Source organism: Geofilum sp. OHC36d9, assembly GCF_052400685.1.
Taxonomy (GTDB): Bacteria; Bacteroidota; Bacteroidia; order Bacteroidales; family Marinilabiliaceae; genus CAZHHH01.
Genome location: NZ_JBQTGJ010000007.1, coordinates 104,561 through 120,238 on the forward strand (window position 1 = coordinate 104,561; position 15,678 = coordinate 120,238).

Genomic DNA, 15,678 nt, shown 5'->3' on the forward strand with positions numbered 1-15,678 from the left:
TTATGATTATTAATACTGTTCTACAAATTGAAGAATCATCTCATTAAATTGTTGTTCACCATTTAACAAAAATGTGGGTTTAATGGGGATGTACCAAATGCAATCGGCCAGCTGAGGCGACAAATATGGGGATGCCGATAAGCGTACGGCATCTTTTTCGGTGGTTAATATTAGTCCCTTTGGTTGGTTTAAATGGCTGATTTTTTTTTCGATATCATGCAGCTCTTGTTTTGTGAAGTCATGATGATCGGCAAATTGTATTTTGTTGATGGGTTTACCATATTTTTCTGCCATGCGGAAGAATGGAACAGGATTACCTATGCCAGCCAATAAAGTTATGGGATTAGTCGTTTGGCTCAGTAACTGGCTGAATGAATTTTTGTGTTTCCCTTTTATTAGTTTTTGCGGTTCTCCGTATCGAATTGTGGTGAAGAATATTTGTTGCTGGGGTTGTATGTTAAGCTTTTTTTTGATGTTGTCAGCCGCTTGTACGGAAAGATCGGGTGGGCATTTGCTGACGACGATGTGGTCGGCGCGTTTCATCCCTGAGGCAGGTTCGCGTAAATTTCCGGCAGGCAAACAGATGTCTTTCCATATCGGACGATGGTAATCCATTACCAGGATGGATAGACCCGGTTTAACATATCGGTGCTGGAAGGCATCGTCCATAAGGATAATCTGTGGCGGGGTGTGATGATTGAGCAGTGTTGCTATGCCATCGCGTCGCTTTTCGGCAACGACAACGGTAAGATGCGGAAATTTTTGTTTCAGCTGCATGGGTTCATCGCCAATGGTCGCATAGTCGGCTTTTTCGTCGGCTATTTTTACCCCTTTTGTTTTTCGGCCGTAGCCACGGCTTAATAATGCCACCTGATAGGCGGACTGTAACAGACGTATCAGGTGTTCGGTGAGTGGTGTTTTTCCGGTGCCGCCTACGGTAATATTTCCCACTGAGATGATGGGTAAGGGATAGCTTTGCGACGGCAGCTTGCCGCTGTCGAAGCGTCTGTTGCGAATGGTTGTCGCCAGTGCATAAAGCCAGGAAAAAGGTAGTAGCAGGCGGCGTAGTCTCATTTTTTTATTCTTACGTTAATGCGATGAAGCAGCTGATAGGCTGATTGATTTTATTAAGAAACCCTGCATGGTGATAAGCTGTTGTTAGCTCAGCCCCATGCAGGGCTTTTAATTATTTATCGTTTTGACTAATGGGTTCTGGCAAGAAAAGTTCAACTCCTGCGTTAGGTTTGTCCTTAAAATGGTTATTTACCATAGTAGTCTCACCTTTCCGGATTTCGCAAAAATTGAATTTCAAGCACCTGAGTCTTTTGCTAATACTAAATAGAGTCTGTCCATAAACTAAGTGTTTGAAATAAAAAGTTCAAATTCAAGGCTTGCGAAGTCATAAAAATCAAGGAGTTTACTTTTCGTAAATGACTGTTTTTATGACAAGCGTAACGCAGAAGTTAACTTTATAGACAAACACTAATTAAGGTTGATGTCAAACGGGATCCGGGCCTGAATGGGATAGGCCGTTTGAAGAGCTTTAACTGTTTTTATCAACTCATACTCCTCGCCCAGTAATAGCTTTCCGACACGTGCCGAAGCATTTTCTGTCAGATCTTTAATCAGCTGTTCCGGGAATGGTAAAACTTCAGGAAGCTCAACAATTCGATAGTTTTCCAGATTGGCCATGTTTTTAGCAATGGCAATTGCTTCGTCAATGCCACCAATTTTATCAACCAGATTGATGCCAATGGCATTTTCGCCGCTCCATACGCGTCCTTGCCCTATTTCATCAATTTTTTCGCTGGTGGTATTACGTCCATCGGCACAACGTTGTATAAAAACGCCATAGAAACGTTCAATATAGGCCTGCATAATTGCTTTTTCGTCGGAAGTGAAAGGCCGGTCGATGGATGGCATGTCGGCAAATGTATTGGTTTTAACCACATCGGTAGTGATACCTATTTTATTGATGGCTTTTTTTACGTTGGGTATTAGTCCAAAGACACCAATGCTTCCGGTGAGGGTGTTGGGTTGTGCCACTATACTGTCGGCAGCACAGGCAATGTAGTAGCCTCCCGAAGCAGCTAAATCTCCCATTGACACAACAACGGGTTTAACTTCTTTTGCCAGTGTTACTTCGCGCCAGATTATTTCAGAGCCTAAGCCTGAGCCACCGGGAGAATTGATACGTAACACAATTGCCTTTATTGAGCTGTCGCGGCGTGCTTCGCGTATGGTTCGCGACAGGTCATCAGATTGAATGCCGTCCGAAGATGAGCCGTCAATTTCGCCTTCGGCATAGATAATGGCTATCTTATTTTTTTCGAGGCCTTTCTTATCGCCTGGAATATAAACTTTGTAATACTGCCCCGGGGTTACGGCTTCTAAGTCGTCTTTTTCTTCGGTGTCGGTCAGTTGTTTTAGTTCGCTGAGAACTTCATCCTTGTATTTTAAACCATCGATTAAGCCGGAGGCCAGCAACTCATCATCGCCCATGAAGGCGGGTAATTTTTCGGCCGTGGCAATCAGTTGTGAGACTTCAAGGTTACGTCTTGCAGCTATGTTTTGAAGGGTATTGTTCCAGATTGAGTTGAGGTAGACTTCGGTTTGTAGACGGGCTGGTTCACTCATTTTTTCTAAAATGAAAGGTTCCACGGCCGATTTGAATTGACCGTGTTTAAATACCTGCATTTCAATGCCCAGTTTGTCCAGTGTTCCTTTGTAAAAGGTGCGTGTGCTGCTTATTCCTTGAAAGTCAAGCATACCGGCGGGGTTCAGATAAACTTTGTCGGCAACTGAAGCCAGATAGTAAGCTTTTTGGGTGTAGACCGATGAAAAACTGTAAATGAATTTGCCTGATTCTTTGAAGTCGATAAGTTCATCACGAATTTCTTCTATGGTAGCATAACCGGCTGAGATAAGTCCTGATTCTAAATATATGCCCCGAATGCGATCATCTTTTTTGGCTTTTTTTATGGCGGTTAATATTTGATTTAGCCCTGCGGGAACTTCATCGCCGCTTATTTGTGCCATAATTTGGGTGAGAGGATCGTCTGTGCCGCGTTCGGCAATGGGTCCGTTTATATTAAGTACCAGTATTGAATTATCTTTTACTTTTATTTCTTCATTGCCTGTAGCTGCCAATATGCTGACGAATATGACAATGCCGATAAAAAACAAGAAAAATGACACCAGCGAGCCGGCTATGACGGCTAAAAAATACTTGAAAAATTTTTTCATAACAGCGTTATTAAGGTAAAGATGACTAATTTCGTACATTAGCTGCTAAATTACTAATTTGTATGAATTATTTCCATATCAGGGTTAAGTTGTTTTTGCTAAATGAAGGATAAATCGCATAGAGCTTGGTTACTTTTGGGGGGTAATACCTCTGAAACACAACGTTTGTTTTTAAATGCAACGACGTTATTGTCGGAAGAAGTCGGTGATATTGTCAAAATGTCTTCTGATTATGGAAGTAAACCCTGGGGATTTGAAGCATCCCATGATTTTTTGAACCGGGTGGTGGAGGTAACAACAATTCTGAACCCGGAACAGTTGTTGTCATCGGTATTGCATATTGAAACGCAGTTGGGGCGTAAGCGAAGTAATCAGGCTGGTTATGCTTCCCGTGGTATTGATATTGATATTTTGTTTTACGATGAAAAGACAATAACCACGGATGAGTTGATTATTCCTCATCCGCGGTTACACTTACGTATGTTTACTTTATTGCCGCTTTGCGAGCAGTGGCCCCAGATATATCATCCTGTCCTGAATAAAACAGTTCAACAGTTATTAAAAGCGTGTTCTGATACCGGAGCAGTGTGGCGTGTTGGCTAGAGTTTGGCGCCATAGGCCAGGTCACCGGCATCGCCCAGACCGGGTACGATATAAGATTTGGCATTTAACTCCTCATCAACAACACCAAGCCATAAGGTTACCGGTTCGTCTTTTAGCATATTAACGATGTAATCAACTCCTGTCTGACTGGCTATAATGCTTACAATATGAATATGAGCAGCCTGTCCGTTGGCTTTAAGTGCCTGATAGGCCAACTCCATACTCGAACCGGTGGCCAGCATGGGATCGGCTAAAATGATGGTTTTGTTGTTTAAATCGGGTGCCGATATGTATTCAATGTGGATATCGAAATTTCCGTCATCGGCATATTTCCGGTAGGCTGATACAAAGGCGTTTTCCGCGCGGTCAAAATAACTAAGCAAGCCATTATGCAAAGGTATTCCGGCTCGAAGGATGGACGCTATGACCAGCTGTTCGTTTGGAATAAATTCGGTGGCAATGCCCAGTGGGGTTTTAATTTTTTTCTCCTCGTACGTCAGGATTTTGCTGATTTCATAAGCGAAAATTTCACCTATCCGTTCCAGATTCCTTCTAAATCGAAGCGGATCTGACTGTATGTTACAGTCGCGCATTTCAGCAATAAATCGATTGAGGATTGAAGGTGGTTGATTAATGTGTTTTATCTCCATTGGGTAATTTTGTGCGCAAAAATAGTGCATATTGTTCATTTGACATTGGTTTTTTTATACAAATAATGGAGAGGTTATAATATGTTCAATTTTTAATGTTTGTTGTTTTAATTTGTGTGGTTTTAGATGCGTATCGTATGAGAATGACAGTGGTCTTAGCTTGATAACAGTCGACTAAATGCTTTTTTAGCTGACATTAGTTTTTTTAATATCTTATTTTCCATTAAGTAGTAGGGTTCTTCTATGGCCCCAAAGCCTTTATAAAATCGGCCAACACCACTTAATTTTCCGCCTTCAAAATCGACGCAAAGGGAACTGCCTGCATGTTTTTGAATCATATAATTTTGTAACATAAACATGCTCTTTTTTTGAAATCCCACAGGGGAGGAATGTCCCGAAAGGAAGATGATTCGCTTAAACTCCTTAATAAAGAAGCCGGCACATAATGTTTCGCGCGTTTCGTTGCTTGTGACTCGGTACAGGTGTCCTGTCCCGTTTTTTAGTGCCGTATTTATTATTTGTGTGAGTATAGTTTGGTCTTTGTTTGAGAGGGTATAACGTGCATGCGTTTTCGAAAATTTAAGGTAGTGACTGACGGAATCGTATGCTTCTACTGTTTGGTTTTCCAAATTGGCTTTGGAGATGTTTCTGAGACAGTTTTTAGTGAAATTATTTTTTAATTTTTCGTAGGGGTTTTGTAAGGGTAAAATTAAATTCGTTTTTTGTTGAAGAAAGGGGGCCATTTCAAGCCCCGATTGGTGCTTTAATTGCCATGCTATAGTTGCGAATAGATTTCTTTTTATTATTGGCACAAGCTCTTCGTAATTGTTATATGTGGTTGAAAATAAGCCTAATTGCTGACAAAATGGGGGTTGAATGATTAGTTTTATCCCCAGTACTGATTTTATAGGTATTGGTATTAATACAGAGAAGTCGTCATTAACGTATGCTTCCCATTCGGGTGAAACAATGTCAAGATACCAACTGGAGGCGTAAACCTTCGGGTTACTTGTTTTGGACAGCGCAATGTCCCATTGCTTCCGGTCTATATTTTTATTCTTAAGATGGTGTAGTTTCATTGTTTATAGCATCCCTTCATCGGCAAAGCTAAAATAGTTATTTTCGGCGATAATAATGTGATCAATAACAGGAATATCCATTATCTGGCCGGCATCCGTAATTTTACGGGTGATGGTTTGGTCGGCACCACTGGGCTGTTTGTTGCCCGACGGATGATTGTGTGCGAGTATCATGGAGGCGGCATGGCTTTCAAGAGCCTTTTTTAAAATGAGCCGCACATCAATTACCGTTCCTGTAAGTCCACCTTTGCTGACGTTGTAGCGGGTGAGGACGCGGTTGGAGCGGTTGAGCATCAGTATCCAGAATTCTTCGTGCGGAAGGTGCCCGAGTATGGGCTGTAGAATTTGGTAGGCATCGTTGCTGTTTTTGATGGCCGGCATCTCAAGAGATTCCTGCAAACGCCGCCGCCGTCCTAATTCCATCGCAGCAATAATTGTAATTGCTTTGGCTTCGCCTACACCGTGAAAATTATTTTTAAGTTCGTCAATACCTGCTTTTCCCAGCTGGTTGAGATTATTATGGTAGGCAGCTAATATTTTTCGGGCCAATTCAACAGCCGACTCTTTGGCGCTGCCCGAACCTAAAAGGATCGCCAGAAGTTCGGCTTCCGAAAGTGCTGACAACCCTTTTTGTAGTACTTTTTCCCGGGGTCGGTCTTCGGCTGCCAGTTGCTTGATGGTCAGCTTTTCGTATTGGAGCATAGCGCTTTTTATTGTCCAATTTATGAAAAGTTTTGTACTATTGCCAGCAAACAATAAAAGTCTTACCGTTTCTGGTAAGACTGACCTATGTAGTCCCTAGGGGAATCGAACCCCTGTTTCCAGGATGAAAACCTGGCGTCCTAACCCCTAGACGAAGGGACCATTAAAGATGGCTCTATGCCAACCCCTTAATGTGAAGAGCCAAACTGGCTTTTAGGTTGGAAGCCTTATTCTTGTGAATGATGTTTCTTTTAGCCAATTTGTCGATCATTGACACTACTTTTGGATAAAGCGTGCTTGCAGCTTCTTTATCGGTCGTACTGCGCAAAGCTTTTACAGCATTCCGAGCTGTTTTTGCATAATATTTGTTATGCAAATTGTGAGCTTCTGCTTGTCTGATCCTTTTTTTTGCTGACTGATGATTTGCCATCGTTATTTATGTATAAAGTTCTTAATGGTACTCTAATTAGTAGTCCCTAGGGGAATCGAACCCCTGTTTCCAGGATGAAAACCTGGCGTCCTAACCCCTAGACGAAGGGACCTTCAAAGCAATGAAATCCTTTTTCAATTGCGGATGCAAAGATATATCAATTTTCACTTCTTCCAAATATCTGATTCAAAAAATGTGTAAAAAGTATGGTTTCTTTCCAAAGGGGACATCAAACATGGAAGTAAATTTACCTGAATGTTTTTATAAATGATTGATGAATATATGGTTGCTGTCAGATGTCGAAATACTGATAAGTAGAGAGCAATTTATTTTTTTCAAGATCAAATGTACCTAAAATATCTAACATTAATCACGCTTCAAAGAAATATAGTCTGGTAATGCGGTGAGTTTCCTGATGTAAATGGCCGTTTTGAGAGCGATCATAATACAGGCGTTGACCTTTATAATCCGATATTATCAGAACCTGATTAAGACAGATCCCATTTTCATTATTTTTTTCATTCATTAGATGATCTTTTATGCCTATTTTCGCGCCGGATTGGGAGTTCGAAAATTGAAATTATTTGTTTCGATAAAATGTTCAAGTCTGAGCACAAAGTATTACCTTTTTTTATTGTGATGATTTTATAGGGTCTGTCTAAAAATAAGGAGTTTGAGCGAGAACGTTTTAATTTAAGCCTTGCGCAGTTGAAAAAAACTGAGTTTATTTGTTTAAATGATTATTTCGAGCGCTAACGTAACGCAGAAGTTGAATTTTATAGGCGGATCTTAGTTAGAGACTGTCCATAAATTAGGTGTCTGAAATATATAGCACAATTACAAGGTTTGTGAAGTCAAAAAAATAAAGGCGTTTAATTTTCGTAAATGACTGTTTTTATGGCACGCATAACGAAGTAGTTTATTTTATAGACAAACACTCATTAGGAGCGATGGAAATTATTATAGGGTTATTTTAATTGTATTTTTTTGTTAAAAAACATTATACAAAAAAGGAGAAAGTAATTAAATTTGTCAAAAATTTTAACAAAAACTCGAAGTTGTATTTAAATACGGGTGATCGATAAAAACATGGGGTGTTAAAAATTATAGAAGCTACAGTTTGTGGTTAAATTTTAAATTTCGACCTAACGAATTGCTACTACAGATAATGGTTGCCGGCTTTATCTGATTGTTACTATTTGGATAATTAATTACATTTATTGTATAGCCCACTAAACAAATCAGGCCTGATAAGTCTTTACATAAAGTGTTTAAAAGGCATCAGTTTGTTTGAAAAAATGTTTTACGTAATTTCCTCTTTTTCTTGCATTTATTATGCGTGATTGGGAAATTTTAATTTTATTGTTAGCCAGAATCGTAATTTTGGAAGAAATGAAAGGAGGAGAGAACGTTTACGGCAATATACTTGAGGATAATGCGCCTCGTAATATATGGTTTCCAGCCTTCGGTCACCCAATCATATCGTTTTGTAAGTGGTTGACTTTTCGGACGAGTCCCTGATTTTTTGAATCTTTCGGTTTTACCTATATTAATGACATCTAAATCCAATGCATGCAAGTTATTAGAGGAGTTTTGGAAAAGGATTTAATTGTTCGCCTTAAAGATGGGGATCAAACTGCTTTTCAATTGTTGTTTCATTTTTATTATCCGGGTTTGGTGACATATGCTTCTCAGTTTACGATAAGCACGGCTGATTCTGAAGAGATTGTTCAGGATTTTTTTGTCCGCTTATGGTCGAGGCATAATCAGATAATTTTATGCGATTCTTTTAAAAATTACTTTTTTTCATCGGTTAAAAACGCTTGTCTCGACTTCTTAAAACATCTGAAAATTGAAAAAAAGTACGTGAGTGAGATGATGGAATTATCGAAGCATCATTTGGCTTACGATGTTGATTTGTTTGTTGCCTCTGAACTTCAGGACAAATTGAAACAAGGGATTGACCTGTTGCCTGATAAATGTCGGCAGGTTTTTGTAATGAGCCGAATCGATGGATTAAAGAATGACGAAATCGCGGCTCAATTGGATATTTCCAAACGGACCGTCGAAACTCAAATTAGTAAGGCGTTAAAAGTGCTTCGCGTAGAATTGAAAGATTATTTAGGGTTATTATTATTCATTATATAGAGTCTGCCCATAAACTAAGTGTTTGAAATATAAAGTTCAAACACAAGGCTTGTGAAGTCTTAAAAATCAAGGCTTTTACTCCCGTAAATGACCATTTTTAGAACAAGCATAACACCGAAGTTAGTCTTTATAATTCCTTAATACGGGGACTACATCCCTGTTTAAACAACTAAATCTGCGTAATCAGCATATTAAATAAGATGTTGGCTAAACTGATGTCTGGCTTGATTAAAAGAGTTACATAAGAGATAAGCACTATATAGTAGTTGCGTAGAAACTATTGTGGCAGATAAAAAAGTTTTATTTCGAGGCTTGTGCAACTTTAAAACTATTATTTTATTGTTGTGAAAGACCGTTTTGAAAGCGATCGTAATAAAAAAAATCATTTCTTTCCGGCACTATCTATCAGGGATTCTTCGTTTTAAATATTTATTAAATTTTTTTTCCAATATGCGTACGTGTGTTAACGTTTCTGATCGTATTTTAATACAGATTAAGGTAACTGAATTAAAGAAATGTTAAAAGACACTCAAATAGTACAGCGATTTAAAAAAATTCTTTCAGACCGGAAAGGGCAGGATATTGATGCTCAAATTTCTGAAGCAGAGCAAATTCTATATTCAATTGAAGGAATTAATAGTCATCAGGCATTTGAATTGGTGCGAAAGCGCATTGAAAAGACGAATGTGCATTTTCGCTTGCTGAACGTTCTTACCCGGGCTGCGGCCATCCTTTTTGTTCCATTGCTTATTACTTCAGTCATATTTTTTTCCAAACAGAAAATTCAGCCTGAAGCCGACCAACTTGCCGTACAAAAGATCTCCAATCCTTCGGGAATTCGTTCTGAGATTTCCTTGCCTGACGGGTCGGTTGTATGGTTGAATTCAGAAAGTACGATAAGCTATAAGGTTCCTTTTGTTGGGGGTAAACAGCGCGAGGTTAAGTTGACCGGAGAAGCTTTTTTTAAGGTGAAAAAAAATGAACAAATGCCATTTCAGGTTGCGTCGGGGAGTGTTAGCGTAACTGTATTAGGCACACAATTTAATTGTAAGGCATTCCCTGAAGATACCACTATAGAAGTTGTATTGGCAGAGGGAAGCATCAAATTGAATTCATTAGGTTTTAAGACAGGTAAAGAATTTATCATGAAACCGGGCGAACGAGCCGTGGTCGATAAAATGCGTAATGAAACGATCATTTCGACAGAAGATATCGAAAAATATATTGGCTGGCACGAAAATAAGTTAATTCTTGATGAGTGCCCGATGCCTGAAATTGCACGGCGACTTGAACGTTGGTTTGGTGTTGATGTGAAAATTACTGATCCGAAGATCATGGATTATAAGATTTCCTCAACTTTTGAAAATGAATCGTTGAGTCAGATTTTGGAAATGTTGGAAATAGCCTCTCCGATAAAAGTAGAACAAATCCCCGCGAGACTGGATAAGACAACCGACATAACCCGAAAGAGAGAAGTTATTATTAGTAGTTCAAACAGATAAATAGTTGATATCTATCATCATAAATAAAGAAGGAAGTGCTGCAACACTTCCTTCCAGCTGCTCTTTGAGCAGATTTAAATAATAGTAATTTAAACATTCAAATTTATGAAAAAAAATGCGAATTCATTGTGTCTGGTGTTTTTCAGGCACAGAAAGTTTTTCAGAACTATTCGAATAAGTCTATTTCTGGCTTTTGTAAGTACACTGCAAATCCTGGCAGGGAATAGCTATTCGCAATCAACACGCTTAACTTTAAACATGAAAGATGCCTCTATTAAAGAGGTGCTGTCACAGATAGAAGAGCAAAGCGGAATTTATTTTCTTTACGATAACGGGTTAATTGATGTCTATAAAAAAGTTGACATCGCTGTCCAAAATGAGGAAATCTCTACTGTAGTAGATCAATTATTTGGTAAAGGAAAGATAACGACTGTTATTCGCGATGGACATGTCATTCTTTCACCCGCAAAGGCGCCGGTTGCGCCACAAAAGGTTAATATTTCCGGACGTGTTGTTGATTCCACCGGGGATGCTTTGCCAGGTGTATCCGTTTTTGAGAAAGGAACGACCAATGGTACTATTACAAATAGTGAAGGGATTTATACTCTCACTAATTTTTCTTCGGATGCCATACTCATCTTTTCTTTTATTGGAATGAAAGATCAGGAAGTACCTGTGGCAGGACAGACAACCATTAATGTGGTAATGGTTGAAGAGGCCATAACCATTGATGAAGTGGTTGCAATTGGTTATGGAACAAGACGTAAATCTTCACTTGCAGGCGCAATTTCATCGGTTCAGAGTAAAGATTTAACGATAGCTCCTATTTCTTCAGCATCCAATGCTCTTACTGGACGTTTGCCAGGTTTAATCACTGTACAATCGGAAGGTAGACCGGGGGCCGATGCAGCTACACTAAATATTCGTGGTTTTGGAAATCCGTTGGTTATTGTAGACGGTGTTGAAGGAGATTTGAATCTGTTGGATCCGAATTCCATAGAATCCATCTCTGTTTTGAAGGATGGTTCTGCCTCCATTTATGGTGCTCGTGCTGGTAATGGTGTGGTTTTAGTATCTACCAAGCGAGGTAATATTTCTAAGCCTGTCTTTTCTTTAAATACTTCTTTTTCCGGTCAGGGGATCACAAATTTCCCGAAAACGGTAAGCTCCGGTCAGTATGCAGAGATGCAAAGAGAGGCGTATCTTCAGGCAGGTAAACCAGAAGAAAATGCCCCTTATTCGGAAGAAGATATAAGAATGTTTTACGATGGTAGTGATCCTCTTTATCACCCTAATACGGATTGGTTTAGTTTATTAATCAGAGATTGGGCACCTCAGCAGGAGCATAATATTTCTGTTCGTGGTGGATCCGAAAGAATCAAATATTATGGTTTTTTGGGCTATCTGAAGCAAGAAACGCTTTGGAAAAAGAATGGCGGAGATTTTCAGAGATATAATTTTCAGTCGAATGTTGATATGAAGCTGACTGATAATTTGGATATGAAAATTGATGTTTCGAGTGTGGTTCGTGATCTAAATGAAACTAAACGTAATATGAGTCGTGATTATCCGGAGCTTTGGCAGGACTTATGGTTTAGTAACCCAATGTATCGGTCAGACTTTCCCGAAGATGATAAGCTTCCATATGTGGGTACAAATTATCCTGCTTATGGCGGATCTAACAGGGATATTGGCGGGTATAATGATACCGATTTTCAAAGGGTTGAAGGTACTTTTGCCTTAAACTACGATGTGAATTTCATTAAAGGTTTGTCAGCTAAGTATACCTGGCATTATTTGAAGGACTATACAAAGCAAAAAACCTTTTATGGTGGCTATGAAATGTGGAATTATGCCTATGAAGATGATATCTATACGCTTCAGGCAGACACCAGAGGTGAGTCTGCTTTAAGCTTGAGAAAATCTGAGAGCCAAATCTTAACCTCGCAGTTTTCACTCAACTATGACAGACGATTTAATGTTGACCATCACTTAACGGTACTTGCTCTTTATGAGAGCATTGGCTATAAGTCGGATTATCTTTATACCAGACGAAGCAATTTTATTACATCTGCATTGGATCAATTGTATGCAGGAGATTCAGGGACCTCAACAAACGACGGAACTGCAAGTGAAATGGGTAGAAAGAGTTTTGTGGGTAGGTTAAATTATTCATTTAAAGACAAGTATCTTTTAGAGGCTATTTTTCGTGCGGATGCATCTGCAAAATTCCCTTCCGATAAAAGATGGGGTTATTTCCCAAGTATTCTTTTGGCCTGGAGATTGTCTGAGGAGAATTTTATTGCCGATTTGGGTCTGTTTGATAATTTGAAGTTAAAAGCCAGTTTCGGACAATCGGGGAATGATGGCGTTGGAAATTTTCAATATCTGACCGGATACTCATTTAAAGCAAATTATGGGGTTTATAAATTTGGTTCAGAATATAATGCCGGATTGTATACAACAGGGTTAGCAAATCCTAATCTGACCTGGGAAAATATTTCATTGTACAATGTGGGGGCAGAGTTCTCAATGTGGAGAAGAAAATTGTACGGAGAAATGGATGTGTTTTATCGGGAACGGGAAGGCATTCCGGGAACCAGGATTCTTTCGCTTCCTAATACTTTTGGAGCCAGTTTACCTCCAGAGAACATAAACAGTTTAAATAATCGCGGCTTTGACTTCAAAGTTGGTACTGCGGGCGAATTTCCGAAATTCACCTGGGATATAAGTGCATTGGTTGCGTGGTCAAGAGCTAAATGGATGCATTTTGAAGAGCCCGACTATGAGGACCCGGATCAAAAAAGAATTTCAAAACGTTCCGGACGATGGACTGATGTAACCTTTGGGTATAAAAGTGATCATTTATTTACGAGTCAGGAAGAAATTGACAATTTGGAATTTGATCAGGATCAACAAGGAAACACGAGTTTGAGGCCGGGCGATATTAAATACGTTGATGTGAATGATGATGGTGTTCTGAACTGGAAAGACCAGGTTGAGATTGGTAAAGGACAATTACCTCATTGGACGGTTGGTATTAATACGCGGTTTACCTATGGTAACTTCGACCTGACTTCATTGTGGCAAGGCGCTTTTGGCCATTATACATATGTTGATCTTACAACAAATATGTCGACTTATTATGAGTTGAGATGGACTGAAGCGAACAACAATGCTGATGCATTAGTTCCTCGTCTTGGCGGGGCAGGTACCAACGGATTATATTCTGACTATCGTTTTAAGAAAGCCGGTTATATTCGACTAAAAACGGCTACGTTCGGCTATTCACTTCCACAAAGATGGGTGGAAAGAGTTAATTTCTCAAAAGTGCGTTTATACCTGGCTGGCACTAATTTACTGACTTTTGATAAACTGAGTGAATATGGATTGGATCCGGAAGCGCCTATGGCTACCAGTGGTCATTCTGCATATTATTATCCGCAACAGAGAACTGTTTCTGTTGGTGCGACCCTTACTTTTTAGTCGGTAATATATTTTAACTAGATAAAATTTGTATTATGAAAAAACTAATATATAGTTTCATATTTATATTGGTAATTGCGTCTTCGTGCGAAAATGTCTTGGATAAAGAACCATTAGATATTATATCAGACGCAGCGGTATGGAACGACGAGGTGCTTATTGATTCTTATCTCACAGGTGTATATACGAGGATGTGCGTATGGGATAAGGATTCCTGGACTGAGGCAAATGCCCGGACATGGTGGCACATGGATATAGATGGGATTTCTGACGAGGCCAGTGATAGAGGATTAGGAAGTTGGAAAAGAGGAAGCATTAAGGTTAACTCCAATCCGTTGCCTTGGTGGGAAGATTCATATAAGATTATTCGAGATTTGAATACTTTTATCGATAGGGTTCCTGATTCGCCTGTTAGTGAGGATTTCAAAATAGACAGGGCGGCCGAAGCTCGATTTATCAGGGCTTACAATTATTTTGCGATGGTGATTCGATACGGTGGTGTTCCATTAATAACCAGCGCCCAAAGTATTGATGATTCTGAAGAAGAGCTTTTCCGTTCAAGAGATTCTGAGAAAACAATATATGATTTTATCATTTCTGAATGTGATGATATTTTTAATGATCTACCTTCTGTTAGAACGACAGATTATGGCAGACCTACCAAATGGGCGGCAGCAGCATTGAAATGTCGCGCAGCACTTTACGCTGGAAGTATTGCTCAATTTGGGACTCAGCAACTGGATGGTATTTTAGGATTTCCTGCTTCTGAAGCAAAAGACTATTATAAGATATCATACGATGCGGCATCTACAATTATTAGTGGTGGAGTGCACTCTTTATTTAACCGATATCCCGAAGATAAGATTAAGAATTTTAAACAATTATTTCTGGAAGACGAGAATGAGGAAGTCATATTTGCCCGTGTGCATGATGAGTACGTTTCAAATTGGGCCCCGGGACAAGGTTGGTCATTGGATTTCTTTCAGGGTCCAAAACCTAATGCATGGGGAAGTGGGAATACTGGTCAGCCCTATTTAGAGATGGTTGATGAATTTGAAAATGTAAATGGTACGCCGGGTGAAGCAGCTCCTCTGGATAGAGATGCCATTCAACAGGGATTTTGGACCGGAGAAGAATTATTTCAGGGGAAAGAACCTCGATTCTTTGCAACCATTTATTATCAAGGTATGGCGTGGAAAGGTATAAACCTTTCATGGCACAAAGGGATTATACTTCCGGATGGATCAGTACAAGAAACAGGATCCTATCAAGGGTTGAAGACGCTTGGAGAGCAAGCTCAGGATTATACACAAGGATCTGGTTTTGGTATTTTGAAATATTTGGATGAAGATAAGGATGTGAATGGCGAGAGAAACACGTCACCACAAGACTGGAAGTTATTTCGTTATGGTGAGGTCTTGTTGAATTTTGCTGAAGCAGCATTTGAGCTTGATAAACCCGACGAAGCCTTAAATGCGATTAATAAAATCAGGGTTCGGGCCGGTGTTGCTCAATTGACAGATATTGACAGAGATAAAATCCGCCATGAGCGGAAAATAGAATTGGCCTTCGAAGGACACAGGTATTGGGATGTACGTCGTTGGAGAACGGCTGTTAATGAATTGACCAGTAGTTCGGAAAGAAAGTTTAGTGGGTTAAGGTATAGACTCGATTACAATACTAGAAAATACCAGGTTATTGTAGTTGAAAATTTAGATGGAACTGTTAACCCTCCGGCTTTTTATGATCGCAATTATTATTTCCCAATAACACCGGCCAGAACAGGGAATAATTCAAATCTTTTAGAAAATCCGGGATATGATAATTAAATC

Annotated in this window: 11 protein-coding genes and 2 tRNA genes; 5 read left to right on the forward strand and 8 right to left on the reverse strand. The window is 39.5% G+C overall.

Going from position 1 to position 15,678, the window contains the following annotated elements:
• Window positions 1-9 precede the first annotated feature (9 nt).
• Both lpxK and sppA read right to left on the reverse strand, forming a co-directional pair.
• Window positions 10-1,074 (reverse strand): tetraacyldisaccharide 4'-kinase, encoded by a 1,065-nt coding sequence (gene lpxK, locus ACT3CD_RS09370; protein ID WP_444645096.1) that lies wholly within the window; start codon window positions 1,072-1,074, stop codon window positions 10-12.
• Window positions 1,075-1,482: 408 nt separating this feature from the next.
• A complete protein-coding gene (sppA, locus tag ACT3CD_RS09375) occupies window positions 1,483-3,246 on the reverse strand; it encodes a signal peptide peptidase SppA (protein ID WP_444645098.1) in 1,764 nt (587 codons plus the stop codon).
• A 102-nt stretch (window positions 3,247-3,348) separates the two neighbouring features.
• On the opposite strand from sppA, the gene folK reads away from it, so the two are divergent.
• Window positions 3,349-3,849 (forward strand): 2-amino-4-hydroxy-6-hydroxymethyldihydropteridine diphosphokinase, encoded by a 501-nt coding sequence (folK, locus tag ACT3CD_RS09380; RefSeq protein ID WP_444645100.1) that lies wholly within the window; start codon window positions 3,349-3,351, stop codon window positions 3,847-3,849.
• Here folK and upp read toward each other — a convergent pair.
• The 6 genes from upp to ACT3CD_RS09410 all read right to left on the reverse strand — a co-directional run bounded on the left by upp (window position 3,846) and on the right by ACT3CD_RS09410 (window position 6,822).
• Window positions 3,846-4,499, reverse strand: coding sequence for a uracil phosphoribosyltransferase (gene upp, locus ACT3CD_RS09385; protein WP_444645101.1), 654 nt, complete (start codon window positions 4,497-4,499; stop codon window positions 3,846-3,848). The genes folK and upp overlap by 4 nt on opposite strands.
• Before the next feature lie 155 nt (window positions 4,500-4,654).
• Entirely contained in the window at window positions 4,655-5,578 is a 924-nt protein-coding gene (locus tag ACT3CD_RS09390; RefSeq protein ID WP_444645103.1) for a hypothetical protein, read from the reverse strand.
• Between the two features lie 3 nt (window positions 5,579-5,581).
• A complete protein-coding gene (gene radC / locus ACT3CD_RS09395; protein WP_444645105.1) occupies window positions 5,582-6,280 on the reverse strand; it encodes a RadC family protein in 699 nt (232 codons plus the stop codon).
• A gap of 90 nt (window positions 6,281-6,370) precedes the next feature.
• Window positions 6,371-6,442 (reverse strand) — tRNA-Glu (locus ACT3CD_RS09400).
• Window positions 6,443-6,455: 13 nt separating this feature from the next.
• Entirely contained in the window at window positions 6,456-6,710 is a 255-nt protein-coding gene (rpsT, locus tag ACT3CD_RS09405; protein ID WP_444645107.1) for a 30S ribosomal protein S20, read from the reverse strand.
• A gap of 40 nt (window positions 6,711-6,750) precedes the next feature.
• Window positions 6,751-6,822, reverse strand: a tRNA-Glu gene (locus ACT3CD_RS09410).
• 1,460 nt (window positions 6,823-8,282) lie between these two features.
• Here ACT3CD_RS09410 and ACT3CD_RS09415 point away from each other — a divergent pair.
• The 4 genes from ACT3CD_RS09415 to ACT3CD_RS09430 all read left to right on the forward strand — a co-directional run bounded on the left by ACT3CD_RS09415 (window position 8,283) and on the right by ACT3CD_RS09430 (window position 15,675).
• Window positions 8,283-8,858, forward strand: a complete 576-nt coding sequence (locus ACT3CD_RS09415) for an RNA polymerase sigma-70 factor (RefSeq protein WP_444645109.1) — start codon at window positions 8,283-8,285, stop codon at window positions 8,856-8,858.
• Between the two features lie 515 nt (window positions 8,859-9,373).
• Window positions 9,374-10,360 (forward strand): FecR family protein, encoded by a 987-nt coding sequence (locus tag ACT3CD_RS09420; RefSeq protein WP_444645111.1) that lies wholly within the window; start codon window positions 9,374-9,376, stop codon window positions 10,358-10,360.
• A 105-nt stretch (window positions 10,361-10,465) separates the two neighbouring features.
• On the forward strand, window positions 10,466-13,846 hold the full coding sequence (locus ACT3CD_RS09425) for a TonB-dependent receptor (protein ID WP_444645113.1): 3,381 nt from the start codon (window positions 10,466-10,468) through the stop codon (window positions 13,844-13,846).
• 35 nt (window positions 13,847-13,881) lie between these two features.
• The gene (locus ACT3CD_RS09430; RefSeq protein WP_444645115.1) at window positions 13,882-15,675 is read left to right on the forward strand and encodes a RagB/SusD family nutrient uptake outer membrane protein; all 1,794 of its coding nucleotides are present in this window, start codon (window positions 13,882-13,884) and stop codon (window positions 15,673-15,675) included.
• Window positions 15,676-15,678: the final 3 nt, after the last annotated feature.